This window comes from Neorhizobium sp. IRS_2294 (assembly GCF_050500145.1).
In the GTDB taxonomy this organism is placed as follows: Bacteria; Pseudomonadota; Alphaproteobacteria; order Rhizobiales; family Rhizobiaceae; genus Neorhizobium; species Neorhizobium soli.
The window spans coordinates 846,796-859,846 of sequence record NZ_CP191440.1 but is presented as its reverse complement, the minus strand read 5'-3'; the positions used below and the strand labels follow the sequence as shown (position 1 = coordinate 859,846).

9 protein-coding genes and 1 pseudogene are annotated in these 13,051 nt (G+C 57.3%); 2 read left to right on the top strand and 8 right to left on the bottom strand.

What is annotated here, in order from left to right:
- Window positions 1-26: 26 nt before the first annotated feature.
- A complete protein-coding gene (locus tag ACQY1K_RS21160) occupies window positions 27-344 on the top strand; it encodes an ArsR/SmtB family transcription factor (RefSeq protein WP_430259252.1) in 318 nt (105 codons plus the stop codon).
- A 44-nt stretch (window positions 345-388) separates the two neighbouring features.
- On the opposite strand, the pseudogene ACQY1K_RS21155 reads toward ACQY1K_RS21160, so the two are convergent.
- From ACQY1K_RS21155 to ACQY1K_RS21140, 4 genes and pseudogenes are all read right to left on the bottom strand, one after another.
- Window positions 389-1,081 (bottom strand): annotated as a pseudogene (locus ACQY1K_RS21155) (site-specific integrase); the annotation flags it as partial.
- Window positions 1,082-1,192: 111 nt separating this feature from the next.
- Complete coding sequence (locus tag ACQY1K_RS21150) at window positions 1,193-3,928, bottom strand: glycosyltransferase (RefSeq protein ID WP_430259250.1); 2,736 nt, start codon at window positions 3,926-3,928, stop codon at window positions 1,193-1,195.
- 222 nt (window positions 3,929-4,150) lie between these two features.
- A protein-coding gene (locus ACQY1K_RS21145) for an IS3 family transposase (RefSeq protein WP_430257338.1) occupies window positions 4,151-5,289 on the bottom strand; the annotation gives its coding sequence in 2 pieces (ribosomal slippage) (window positions 4,151-5,022 and window positions 5,022-5,289; 1,140 coding nt in all).
- Between the two features lie 368 nt (window positions 5,290-5,657).
- Complete coding sequence (locus ACQY1K_RS21140) at window positions 5,658-6,398, bottom strand: IclR family transcriptional regulator (protein ID WP_430259248.1); 741 nt, start codon at window positions 6,396-6,398, stop codon at window positions 5,658-5,660.
- A gap of 208 nt (window positions 6,399-6,606) precedes the next feature.
- Between ACQY1K_RS21140 and ACQY1K_RS21135 the strand changes: the two genes are divergently transcribed.
- Window positions 6,607-7,755 (top strand): NAD(P)/FAD-dependent oxidoreductase, encoded by a 1,149-nt coding sequence (locus ACQY1K_RS21135; RefSeq protein WP_430259246.1) that lies wholly within the window; start codon window positions 6,607-6,609, stop codon window positions 7,753-7,755.
- 40 nt (window positions 7,756-7,795) lie between these two features.
- Here ACQY1K_RS21135 and ACQY1K_RS21130 read toward each other — a convergent pair whose 3' ends face one another.
- From ACQY1K_RS21130 to ACQY1K_RS21115, 4 genes are read right to left on the bottom strand one after another with little or no spacing between them, the layout of a single operon-like run.
- Window positions 7,796-9,619, bottom strand: coding sequence for an ABC transporter ATP-binding protein (locus ACQY1K_RS21130; protein ID WP_430259244.1), 1,824 nt, complete (start codon window positions 9,617-9,619; stop codon window positions 7,796-7,798).
- Window positions 9,616-10,536, bottom strand: coding sequence for an ABC transporter permease (locus ACQY1K_RS21125; protein WP_430252107.1), 921 nt, complete (start codon window positions 10,534-10,536; stop codon window positions 9,616-9,618). Before ACQY1K_RS21125 ends, ACQY1K_RS21130 begins: the two co-directional genes overlap by 4 nt.
- The gene (locus ACQY1K_RS21120; protein ID WP_430259242.1) at window positions 10,533-11,474 is read right to left on the bottom strand and encodes an ABC transporter permease; all 942 of its coding nucleotides are present in this window, start codon (window positions 11,472-11,474) and stop codon (window positions 10,533-10,535) included. The genes ACQY1K_RS21125 and ACQY1K_RS21120 overlap by 4 nt, the downstream gene beginning before the upstream one ends.
- Window positions 11,475-11,478: 4 nt before the next feature.
- A complete protein-coding gene (locus tag ACQY1K_RS21115; RefSeq protein ID WP_430259240.1) occupies window positions 11,479-12,945 on the bottom strand; it encodes an ABC transporter substrate-binding protein in 1,467 nt (488 codons plus the stop codon).
- Between the last annotated feature and the right edge of the window lie 106 nt (window positions 12,946-13,051).

Sequence of the window (13,051 nt, the reverse complement as noted above, 5' to 3'; positions counted from 1 at the left end):
ATGCTAGAGGACGTCCTATGAGAGTCATGAAACATCCGGCCATGCATGAGATCAGCATCGAACAAGTGTTCTACGCGCTGAGTGATCCGGTGCGTCTTGAGATCGTGCAGAAACTTTGCCGCACGGAAGAAGCCAGCTGCAGTGCGCTCGATGGCGGCAGACCCAAGTCGAGCGTATCTCACCACTTTCGGGTGTTACGGGAAGCAGGCCTTGTCTGGACGCGCAATGAAGGGGTGTCGCATATGAATGCGCTTCGGCGACGTGAGCTCGACGAACGGTTTCCAGGGCTGCTCGCTGTCGTCGAGGCAGCGATTTTCGCCAGGGCAGGGGCGAACGCTGCATAAAGTCATGAGGCGATCGAACATACACCGAGCGCGGGTGGACCGGTCTAGCTAATCAGACGCGCAGCTCGTCCCGTTCGTCTGGTCGCGCTGTTGTAATAGCTGGATGCCTGCTGGACAGATCGATGCCGCGACTGCTCCATAGCTTCAGGCAGCGGAATGCCGCGATTGGCGGCTTCCGTCAGATATCCTGATCGCAGCCCGTGTGCCGAAAACTCCCCAGGCTCGAGCCCGGCCATTTCAGCCCGCTGCTTGACGATCGCATTGACCGCGCTGGGCTCGAGCGGCCGCTTGGAGAGATTGCCCCAGCGATCGACTTTTCGGAATATGCTACCCTTGTCGATCCTGGCTGCCGCAAGCCAGGCATTCAGGGCATTGACGGGTCGGCCGGTGAGATAAACGACCTCGTCATGCTCGGCGCCAGATGTCTTCGTGCGGCCGAGATGGATCGAAAGCGAGGGGAGGGGAGAGCCTTCTGGAACGTCGATCAATGGCTCGACCGTCAACTGTTCGACGCGCATGGCGGCAATCTCGCTGCGGCGCCGACCGCCCGAGGCGAAAGCGACCATCAGGATTGCCCGATCACGGATGTCTCGCAAGCTCTCGGTGCTACAGGTTGCCAGCATCTTGCCAAGAATATCGCCGGTGACAGCCTTGTTGCTCTTTCGACGACGTTGTCGCGGAGTCGCCCGCACAGCGAGCCGTATCGCGGACTTTAGGGCAGGGGAGGCGAAGACGCCTGGAGTTGCATTGACGCCCCGCTGTCTAGCCAAATGGGGCTCTGGAGATGACAACCAGCGGGTAGAAATAACTAGTGCCGAGGCGTTCGAGTTTGTAAATCGCCAGCAGGGTCAGTCTCTATATGAAAAATCCTCTCGTTCCGCGGTGAGGTTCACGTTGTAGAACCGATCGCGTCTGACCTTATCGCCCCACTTTGCCAGCATGAAAGCCGCTTCGGCGCGATAGCGCTCTGCCTTTTCTGATGATGTATCGAGGCCACGGCTGATGCTTTCAAGATGAATGAGCGTAGCGTGAGGAGTGTAGAGATTGCGGTAGCCAGCCGCGTCGAGTTTAAGGCACAGGTCGACGTCGTTGAAAGCCACTTTCAAGTTGTTCTCATCCATGCCGCCTACCTGGCAATACTTCGCTTTTTCGACCATCAAGCAGGCCGCGGTGACGGCGGACAGCGATTGGGTCGCCGCAATCCGTCCCATGTAGCCTGGATCATCGCCACCGCGAAACTTGTGGGGATGCGCGGCCACCAGACCGATACCACAGATGATGCCCGCATGCTGGATGTGTCCAGTGTCGTAGAGAAGCTTGGCTCCGACAGCGCCGATTTCAGGACGGCTGGCTTGAGAAACCATTTCTCGAAGCCAGCCGCCATCAGTCACAATGATATCGTTATTGATCAGGGCGAGCATGCTGCCCTGTGCGTTTTCGACGGCGCTGTTGTTGAGTCTGGAGAAATTGAATGGCCCCGGCGCCGCTAGGATGCGAATGTTGTGTCTGCTGCGCAGAGTATCAAAGTAAGCAAGGGTCTCTTGTTCCACACTGCCATTGTCCACGATGACGATCTCGAAAGCGGGATAGTCGGTGTGGTCCAAAATGGAGTCGATGCAGGCTCGCAGCAAATCGGCGTAGTCGCGCGTGGGAATAATCAACGTCACCAGCGGCGCAGGATCGGGAACTGGCCAGATGACCCGGCAAAGGTTTCCAGGCAGGGTTGAAGTGTTTGCTCGTCGGCCCTGCCTACGGAGACTGTCCTCAACCGCCTGACGCCGGGCCTCCGTCATTGGATAGGGCAGCAAGGGACTGCCACTCGTCTTTGCTGGACTTCCTCGGTGGTAGAGCACACGCGGAATATGCGTGATCTCGTCCGGGGACAGCACTTCGGCCGCTCGCAGCACGAGCTCTTGCGTATCGAGGTTCGCGAGGTTGCCGAAAGAAGGGCAGCAACTTTGTGCAAGACCGGTCTCGAACGCAACCGCTCGTCCCACGTAGTTCGTTGCGTAGAAATAATCCGGATCCCAGTCCGGCTTGAAAAGCGGAGAATGCCGACGCTGGTTCTCGATTGCGTCTTCATCGCTGTAGATTAGCTTCGACATGGGCTTGGCGATATGGTGCTCGACAAGCTTATAGAGCGCGCTTGGGGCCAGTATGTCTCCTGCCGACAGGAAAATTACAAAGCGCCCGTCGCAAGCATTGAGTAGGGACTGCGCGGTCTTATCCTCTTCGGCAAAGGTAGTGATAAACCTTGTGTCGTTCTCTTGAAGGCTCGTGATCGCATCCTTTCTATTTTGCGGAACATCTCGAGCCAAAACGACATGCAGTTGCCAGTTCTCGTAGATCTGGCGCTTCAGCGATCTGAGTGTCTCTTCTCCGCGCTCGGCCGTCTCTGAACTGATTGAAACGACGGCCGAGATCATCGGGCGTGTTCGCCAGCGATCGACCGCCCGCCTGAACCGCGCGAGGTCCTCATCGCTTACGGTATCGTGCTTGGCGATCCAGGTTTCGTAGGCGTCGCGTCCGGGATAAGACAGTATTTTTGCCAGATCGTGGGCGAACCGGTTTGAGGAGCGGTGTGTCCTGAGGTCCGTCAAAGCAGCGCGCGCCGCATCACGGTCTATCCTGCGAGCATGCCTAAAGCTGCTTGCCATACCAATCTGTCGAAGCGAGAATGCGTTGACAACAAAGCTTCCTTCGGTGCTCGCTGGATCGAGACGAAGGCGTAACACCGCGTCTTCAAGCAAGCCGACTGCACGAAACTTTCCATTGCCCTGGGGTCGCAGGTTGAATGTAGAAAATCTCGACCATTCCGCACGATGTTCGACGTACAGAACCGGGGTAAAAACCATCGCCGTTCCCGACACCTCAAGCTCGATCGAAAACCAGCCGGGACGAAGTTGCTCACCTTCCACGATGACCGAAAACTGCGGTTCTTTCGTTGTCGCGACGAACTTGTTTTCGCGGATGACGAGGTGAGCCTTCGGATTGAGGCGAGCCTGCAAGGACCGTTCCTTCGCGAGCCTCAGTATCTCAACCATGGACAAACCGAACGGCGTGGCTTCGCCATCCCGTTGGCCGTTGCGCTCATTGATCTCCGCAATCCGGATCTCCTCACGGCCTTGCAGCCTGGAAAAACCAGCAAGGCACGTAGCGGTCTCCATGCCCTCATTCCGTGTACCGAGGTTAGTCGGCGCATTCGGTCCTGCCTGCATTAGAGAAACGCGCAGGCCAGCGATCTCCTGCTCGACAGGTGGTGACAGCGGCAGGGCGCTTAGGGCTTCAAAGGTAGCAAGTGCGTTGGCCAACTGACCTAGGCGCTTGAAAAGATGAGCAAGGTGGAGGCGGGCATCGGGGTAAGTTCCGTCGCAGTGGATGGCGAACTCGTAGGCTCGGATCGCCGCCTCGAACAGCTCTGCCTCCTTTAGCATGTGCGCGTACTGGACCCAGCCTTCCGCCGATGGTGTGCCGTGTTCGAGTGCTTCGCCATAGAGCGTGGCCGCAGCCAGCCATTGTCTATTGTCACGCAAACGATCGGCACGAGCAGTCATTTCCGTAAGTGCAGCCTGGTGCAAACTCATTAACGTCATCCATCCCAGAACATTGCATGCCAATCGGAGGTCGACACAACATCGCAATTTGGTTGAGTCAATTCAACAGTTTCGGTTGTCGTAATCTCGGTTGCCCATCCCACTGACGGCGGTGAGGCCATCGTTTATCAGCACGGCACTACAGCTACGTCAGAGCTGGCTCGGTTTGTCTGAACAGTTTCGGGCGTTTCGCTAAGTGGATTTCCACCTCGATTATGCCGCCACCATCATTGGTGCCAGCGCGTTGAAGTAGGCCTGATCCGGCGTCCTCCGGTCAAGGGATGAATGTGGGCGTCGGCTATTGTAAAAGGTCAGATAGCGGCGGATGCCAGCGCGGGCCTCGGACACTGTTTTATAGGCGTGGAGGTAGACTTCCTCGTATTTGATCGAACGCCAGAGCCGCTCGACGAAGACGTTGTCCCGCCACGCACCCTTGCCATCCATCGAGATGGCAATCTCAGCCTTTTTCAGCACCGCCGTGAAGTCGACGGAGGTAAACTGCGAGCCCTGATCGGTGTTGAAGATGTCCGGCTTTCCGTAGCGGGCAAGCGCTTCCTCGACCGCTTCGATACAGAAGGCTGCTTCCATCGTGATCGACAGCCGCCACGACAAAACCCTCCGACTGAACCAGTCGACGACCGCGCAAAGATAGACGAAGCCCCGCGCCATGGGGATGTAGGTCAGGTCCATCGCCCAGACCTGGTTGGGGCGGGTGACCGCCAGCTTGCGGAGGAGATACGGATAGATTTTGTGACCGGGAGCCGGTTTCGAAGTGTTCGGGCGACGGTAGATCGCCTCGATGCCCATCTTCTTCATCAGCGTGGCGACGTGCAGCCGCCCAGTCTCCAGCCCTTCTCCCCTCAAGAGCCCTTGCAACATCCGACTTCCGGCAAATGGGTAGTCGAGATGCAACTCGTCGATCCGGCGCATCAGAGCCAGATCGCCGTCAGACACCGGACGCGGCGAATAATAGACGCTGCCACGGCTGAAGCCGAGAAGCTTCGCCTGGCGCACGACGGATAGCTTATGCTCGCGGTCGATCATTTCTTTCCGCTCAGCAATCCCGCCTTGCCGAGCGCTCCGGCTAAAAAATCATTCTCCAGCGTCAGCTCCCCGATCTTGGCGTGCAGCGTTTTGACATCGACGGTTGGACCCGCCGGTTCCGCCTTCGCTTCATCGCCGAAAACGCCTGTCGCTCCCTCAAGGAGCTGGTCTTTCCACTGCTTGATCTGGTTGGCGTGCACGTCGAACTGCTGGGACAGTTCCACCAGCGTCTGCTCGCCTCGAATGGCGGCGAGCGCCACTTTTGCCTTGAAAGCCGGGCTATGGTTCCGGCGCGGTCGTCTCGTCATGGTATCTCCTGTTCCTGGCATCTAAGCCGAAGTCAGGCAGAAATTCCACTTATCCCCGCTGTGCAGATTTCCCGAGCCACCTCTTATTGTGCTACAACAGTAGTCAATGAATTCAAGCGTGAGATGCGCAATAACAACGCCCATAAAGCACCCGCTGCGGTACCTCTACATTCTGTAAAGAGCATACAAGCTACGTTAGGCGCCAGCCGTGAGCGGAGGCATCGCTTCCAATTGTACCGCACGTTAGTTTGAGTCATGGATGCTTGTACACGAGCACCTTCGAGAGTGTACGCGTCCACCGAAAGGCTTGAAGACGAAATTCCTCCTTAGGGATGTTAGATACTCAGGTGGTAGCCTCGAACATAGGTTCAGCTACGGTTGACTTCCTCGCGCATAATTTTGGCGATATCGCTGGCCGTCTCATCCTTCATCTGCGCCGACGGCATCGCAATCGAGATCGCAGCAATTGCTCCCAAGTCAGGCCTTTCGATCAGACAAGCAACGCCAGCCGCTTCTGGATAGGTAAGACTTATGTCGTAGCTAAAGCCCTGCCGTTGGACGTTTTCTACCATGGCAGTGACACTCTGTGAATCCGTCCCCCGCTCCACATATCGGCCGGCATTGTGTTCAATCACCGTATTGCGAGTTGCCTCATCAAGTGCGGACAAAATGCAGAGACTACCAGGTCCTACACCGAGCGGGATACGACCTCCAACGCCTCCTGAAAGAGTACGAATGATGGCATTGCCCTCATGCATGTCGATGCATAAAGCTTCGAAACCCGCGCGGGTCATAAGGTAAGTAGAATGACCTGTGCGGGCGGCGACAGCCATAACGACGGGACGAAAGCGCGCGACCAGATCGTTTACTGTGCTTGGTTTGTTTGCCAGCCCGTATATTGCCGGTCCCAAGCGATAATGCCCGCGTTTCGCAGTCGTCTCTACAAAGCCGCGGATTGAGAGGGCGACGAGTGCCCGACGGGTTGCCGACTTGGCGTCACCCAGTTGAGCGGCGATCGTTTGAAGGGCCAATCCTTCCGTGCCGGCATTGCCGAGATGTACGAGTATCTCGCCAGCCCGCTCGACATTACTGGAACCTTCGCTCGCCATGTCTATCTCCTGTGTCCGCACTCAATGCCGGCTATATTCGCGCAATTACTGATACCAAGGTAGGCCGCTTCTCAAAGGCGTCCCACCGACAAGAATATTCCGATATTCGGAACAGATAAATATTGCAATACCAATTATTGGCTTTCTAATTGACGTGATCTCTGTCTCGAATAAGCTTCCTGCAGGCAATTGCAAGAAGGGAAACGCAATGGCGGACGTGGTTGTCATAGGAGCAGGCATCAGCGGTGCAAGCACTGCTTACGAACTAGCAGTACAAGGCCACGACGTGGTTCTAGTCGACCGCTATGGCCCGGCTGCGATGGCGTCGGGCTGGACCATGGCGGGTGTCCGGCAGTCAGGTCGTCATCCGGCGGAGTTGCCACTCGCTCGAGCAGCGGTGGATATGTGGGCCAGCCTTCATGAGCGTTTGGACGGCGAAACTCATTATCGGCGCGGCGGCAACCTTCGCTGCGCCCGCACGCCGAAAGAGGTTGAGGCGATCCACACGATCGTTGCTTCGCAATCTTCGGCTGGCTTGGATATCCGGTTTCTCGACAGAGAAGAAGTGCGCAGCTTCGCACCCTATCTATCCAAAGAGATACTTGCGGCTTCCTTCTGCGCGACGGACGGGCAGGCGGATGCAGTCGCCACCGTCAATGCATTCGTAAACGCAGCCGAACGGGCAGGGGCCAAGCTAAGGTTCGGGGAACGCGTGCTCGAGATTGCGGTATCGCGCGGCCATGTGCGTGGGGTCGTCACAGACAAGGGCACTATCCCTGCATCCAGGGTTGTTCTGGCTGGCGGTGTATACGGCAACGAACTGTTGGAGCCGCTTGGTCATCACGTACCATTTCAGACGATGAGCGCGACAATGATACGGACCTCTCCGGTTGAACCGAAATTCGCGCAGGTAATCGGCGTCGCCAATGGCGACACCACCGGACGTCAGGAGGTCGGAGGGCATATCCGGCTGGGAGGTGGTCACGAGGTCTGGGACGGCGAGATGGACCACAACCCTCTGCCTTCGGTCAGCCCAACGCTGCAGAGCGTTCAGGAGATCCTGCAGCGGTTCACAGCGCTCGTGCCGTTTTCCGCCGAACTTAAGATTGACCGGATGTGGTGTGGGCTTATCGACCAGTCGGTAGACGCCATCCCCGTCATTCAACAACTAGAAGAGCCTGCGGGGCTTGTTATTGCAATGGGCTTTTCAGGTCACGGTTTTTGCCTTGGTCCCGTCACCGGCAAGATCCTCAGCGCGCTTGCGGTCGGCAACACTTCGCCATATCCGATCGAGCCATTTCGGATCGACCGTTTCCCCGAAGGTGCGAAGGCGGGTGCTGTGGAATTGCACGGATGACTTCGTTGCGCCGTAAGATAGACATGCGGCACCGTTTCGCTCAGGTGAAGTCCTCATTGAGCTCCGCCACGAAATGGTCCCGGCCAACCTCGCGGAAGGCCTGCGATTTCGGCTCGTAACCGAGTGATCGGATCGGGCTGCGCAGTTCGGTGACCTGCGCCTTTCTCTTCAACCGGCGTTCCTTTGAAGGATCCGCGACCGGTACTGCTGACAGAAGGCGCTGCGTGTAAGGGTGCTGCGGGTTCTCGATGACTGACGCGCGCGGCCCGATCTCAACTATACGGCCAAGGTACATGACCGCAACTCGGTGGCTGATACGTTCGACAACGGCCATATCGTGGCTGATAAACAGGTAGGAAAGGCCAAGGCTCTCCTGCAGATCGATCATGAGATCAGTCACTTGCGCCTTTATCGAGACATCAAGGGCCGACACCGCTTCGTCGGCAATAATCATGCGTGGGGACAAAGCCAAGGCCCGAGCGATACAAATGCGCTGTCGCTGCCCGCCGGAAAATTCGTGAGGGAAGCGGCTTCCGCGGTTCGGGTCCAATCCGACTCGGTGCATTAGGTCGGCAACCCGATCATTGACTTCGCTACCGGATGCCAGCCCGTGCACTGCGATCGGCTCGGCGATGGCGGAGCGAACCGTCTGCCGTGGATCGAGAGATCCGAATGGATCCTGGAAGATCATCTGGATGCGTTGTCGCAGCTTCTGGAGCGCTGGTCCTTGCGTCGCCAGCACGTTCTCGCCTTCAAATATGACTTTTCCTGCGCTTGGCTCGACCAACCGGAGAATGCTTTTGCCGGTCGTGGATTTCCCACATCCGGACTCACCGACAAGTGCAAGCGTTTCGCCTTTCGAAATGGCAAAACTGACATCGTCTACGGCATGAACTGCGCCCGATACGCGACCTAGTGTACCGCCGCGCACCGCAAATCGCGTCACCAGATTTTCTACGGTCAGAAGCGGTCCGCCGTCGTTATCGCCTTCCACTTCAATCGAAGCAGGCGCGGGTTTTCGATTGTCGGGCTTCAGGATTTCGGCGAAACGACGAGGTGTACTGCTGCCGCGCATATCGCCCAGCCGTGGCACTGCAGCGATCAAGGTTCGGGTATAGTCATGCGAAGGGCGATTGAAGATCTCTTCGACTGGTCCGCTTTCAAGCAGATCGCCATGGCGCATGACCGCCACGCGGTTAGCGATCTCGGCCACCACACCCATGTCGTGGGTAATGAACAGGATAGCTGTGCCAGTCTCCTGTTGCAGGTCGCGAAGGAGGTCAAGGATCTGCGCCTGGATCGTCACGTCCAGTGCAGTGGTCGGTTCATCGGCGATCAGCAGTTTGGGGCGACAGGCGAGGGCCATGGCAATCATGATGCGCTGGCGCATGCCACCGCTGAACGTGTGGGGAAACTCCTGGAAACGGCGTCTGGCATCAGGGATGCGGACCCGGTCGAACAGTCTCAGCGCCTCGGCCTCGGCCTCGCTGCGGCTCATGCCCTTGTGATAGCGTAAAGCCTCGGCCACCTGAAAGCCTGTCTTCAGCACCGGGTTGAGACTGGTCATCGGCTCCTGGAAGATCATGCCGGCCAGCCGCCCACGCGCTTTGCGCAGATCCGTCTTGGAGAGCGACAGCATGTCGATACCGTCGAGATGAAGGCTGCCGGAGCCTATCACAGCATTCTGGGGCAAAAGTTGCATGATCGAAAGGGCAGTTACGCTCTTTCCGGAACCAGATTCGCCGACCAGAGCCACCGTTTCTCCGGCTTTTGCGTGAAGCGACAGGCCTTTGACCACGTCGTTCTTACCGAAGCGAACGACCAGATTGTTGATATCAAGAACCAGAGGCGTGATCTCACTCATGTCTCTGACCCCAGTTTTGGATCGATCGCGTCGCGGAGGCCGTCACCAATTAGGTTGAGTGCAAGGACGAGGACAAGCACAGCAAGGCTCGGAATAATCGCCAGCGAATAGCTGTCGAGCATGGTCTCGAACCCTTCGCGAACCATGCCGCCCCAGGTCGGGGTTGGCGGCGCGATGCCCAGACCGATGAAAGCGAGCGAGGCCTCTGTCCGAACTGCCGTCGCCATCCAAAGTGATGCCATGACAAGAATGTCGGAAAGGATATTCGGAAGGATATGGCGAAACATGATGCGCAGATTTGAAAAGCCGAGTGCCTTGCCCGCCTGAACAAATTCTCGTTCGCGCATCGCAATCACCGGCGCCCGGGCGATGCGCGCAAACTGCGGCACAGCAGTAAACGCGATGGCGATGATAATGTTGGTGACAGTTGCTCCCAGCATGGCGACCAAAATGAGACCGAGGATAAGGGCAGGGAAAGCCAGGACGACGTCCATTGCCTGCATTACGATTATATCGGTTCTGCCGCCGACATACCCTGCAATAAGACCGATCAGTGTGCCGACGATGACGGCAAGCACAATTGAGAAAAAGCCGATCACGAGTGAATACTGCGCTCCGACCAGCAGCCGCGAGAAAGTATCGCGGCCGTAATTGTCGGTTCCGAGCCAGTGTTCCCATGAAGGGGGTTGCAGCCTGGCTATGATGTCCTGCTCGAGAGGGTCATGGGTTGCAATCCAGGGCGCCAGGAGTGCCAGTAGGACGATGGCTAGAAATAGAAGCGTGCCGACCCAGGTTGTCACGTTCGATGAAAAAGCCCGCTTGAGCGTTCGTCCAGTCAAACCTGCCAAGGCTGCGAACTCGGATACGGGCTTCGTCCGCGATGATGGCGGAAGTGCAGATGGTGGTGTCGTATTCATCGATATTGCACCCTCGGATCGATAAGACCATAGACGAGGTCGGTTGCAAGGTTCACGAGCACGACGATCAAAGTGTAAACGACCATCATTCCCTGGAGCATCGCATAGTCACGTTGCGACAAGGCGCCGACGATCAGCTTTCCCAGACCTGGTCGGTTGAAGACGATCTCAGTCAGAACTGAGTTTCCGATCAGAATACCGAGATACAGCCCGACAACGGTGACGACCGGGATCAGGCAGTTTCTAAGCGCATGCCGCCAGACGACAATATAGTCGGGAACGCCCTTGGCCTGGGCAGTGCGGACGTAGTCCTGGCTCAAGACTTCGAGCATCGCCGAGCGGGTGACGCGCGTGACGTAGGCAGCCATGATGAGCGCAAGGTTGATTGCCGGTAGCGCCAGCTCCTGCATGCGTCCAACGAAGGTCGTGGCGCGACCGCCGCTGATCACCGGAAACCATCTCAGGATGATGGCAAAAACGATCAGCAACAGAATGCCGGAGACGAACGCCGGCGCGGAAAGCCCAAGCAAGGAAACCATGCGGGTAAGATAGTCGGGAATGCGATTGCGGTTGACGGCGGCCAATATGCCCGCCGGCAGCCCTAGAGCAACACCGAGTACCAGGGCTGCAACTGTCAGCTCGATCGTATATGGCAGGACGCGTAACACTTCCTGCAGGACCGGGCGGCCAGTCATCATCGAGTTGCCGAGATCGCCCCGCAGCGCTCCACTCATGAAGGTGAGATACTGCGTGGTAATTGGCTGATCGAGGCCGAGCTTCTGACGGAGGGTCGCAATGCTCGCGGCACTCGCCTGGTCGCCCAGCATCACTTGCGCCGGGTCTCCGGGCAGCACCCTGATCACAAAAAAGACCAAGGTGAGCACGCAAACGAGAGTTACGATGGCAAAGCCGAGGCGTCTGAGAACGAAACCGGTCAAGGGCTTACTGTTCCAGAACGGTTGTTTCGTCGATAGGTGGAGATAAGCTTAGGGACCCCTCGACAGGATAGGCGAACTTCAGCTTGTTGGTCCATGCCCACGGCTGACCCATCTCATAGAGCGGTACCGAGCACACGGCCTCAACGATTTTTTGCTGTGCACTTTCCCACAGAGCTTTTTGCTTTTCGGCATCCGGTTCGCTGCGAGCAGCGGCAATTTCCTGGTCGGCAGCGCTGCAGTGTGAGAAGTTGACGATCGCACCAGGTGTTCCGACAATTGCCTTGGATTCGTAGAACTGGGTCAGAAAGCTGTCGGCGATCGGCAGGCGCGCTGCACCGTAATAGACGACCTGAGACACATCCTGCCGGATCTGTGCGTGGAAGGTCGGGTGATCGACCAGCTGAAACTCGAGGTTAATACCGGATTTTTTCAGCTGAGCCTGAATCACTTCCATCGTCGTCAGCATGGCAGGCAGGGTCGTCTGCACGGACTTGATGGTAATCCCGTTGGGATAGCCCGCTTCCGTCAAAAGCTTCTTGGCAAGCACCGGATCATATTTTGCAAGCTCGATGCTCTTGTAGCCTAGATATCCAGAAGGAACGACGGAGCTTGCGGCCTTGGTGAGGGAAGCGCCGCGGAAGCCGACAATGGCATCTCGGTCGATCGCATGCGCAATCGCCTGACGGACGCGGATATCGTCCAGCGGCTTGCTAGACATGTTCAGGTGGACCGCATGGAGCTCTGGCACGCCGAGAACATCAACCGTTGTGTCAGGCAGTGTGGCGACGCGTTTCAGCCAGCTGTCTTCGAACTTGCCGTTGACCAGATCGATTTCGCCGGACTGGAAGGCCAGATCGCGACTGGCGTCGGATGCCATGTACCTGAATACAATTTCCTTTATCTTCGGTGCGCCGCGAAAATATTTCTCGTTGGCCTGAAGGCGGACAAACTGCTGCGGCTGATATTCGACAACCTGAAACGGACCAGTGCCGACAGGTGTCCTTGCAAATTCGGCGCCCAGCGCCTCGACCGCCTTTTTGCAAACGATGTTTCCACCGTGATAAGGCACGAGGAGGCCCAGGAGGCTGGGGACTGTCGTCTTAAGCTTGATGCGAACGGTTTGGGGATCGACAGCCTCGATCGTCTCGAAGGCAGCATAGTCGCCAAAGAAGCTGGACGTGTCCTTTGTGGATGCTCGCTTCAGCGAAAAAACGACGTCATCGGCGGTCAGCTGGCCATAGTCACCCTGACAGGAAACGCCCTGTCGCAACTTGAAGGTCCACTCTTTCTTGTCGTCGGAAGAGGTCCAGCTTTCTGCCAGATCAGGCTCGATCATGCCGAGGTTATATTGGCCTGGCTTGATGCGTACGAGGCCGTTGAACAGCCAATTGGTGACGTTAACGTCAAGCGTTGCGGTTGCGCGGTATGGATCAAGGCTCGCCATGTCGCTGCCAGGCACTGCGACACGCAACGTCTGCGCTGCTGCCGTTTGCGAGCCAAGGGCAATAGCCCCGAAAGCAAACACGGATGCTAGAACTTTGGTTCTTGTAGTTCCCCTTGTCATCGTCATGCCATTC

Bases quoted from the DNA above. Each gene is read 5' to 3' on its own strand.
- ACQY1K_RS21160 (WP_430259252.1), top strand. From the start codon at position 27: ATGAAACATCCGGCCATGCATGAGATCAGCATCGAACAAGTGTTCTAC.
- ACQY1K_RS21150 (WP_430259250.1), bottom strand. From the start codon at position 3,928: ATGAGTTTGCACCAGGCTGCACTTACGGAAATGACTGCTCGTGCCGAT.
- ACQY1K_RS21140 (WP_430259248.1), bottom strand. From the start codon at position 6,398: ATGGCGAGCGAAGGTTCCAGTAATGTCGAGCGGGCTGGCGAGATACTC.
- ACQY1K_RS21135 (WP_430259246.1), top strand. From the start codon at position 6,607: ATGGCGGACGTGGTTGTCATAGGAGCAGGCATCAGCGGTGCAAGCACT.
- ACQY1K_RS21130 (WP_430259244.1), bottom strand. From the start codon at position 9,619: ATGAGTGAGATCACGCCTCTGGTTCTTGATATCAACAATCTGGTCGTT.
- ACQY1K_RS21125 (WP_430252107.1), bottom strand. From the start codon at position 10,536: ATGAATACGACACCACCATCTGCACTTCCGCCATCATCGCGGACGAAG.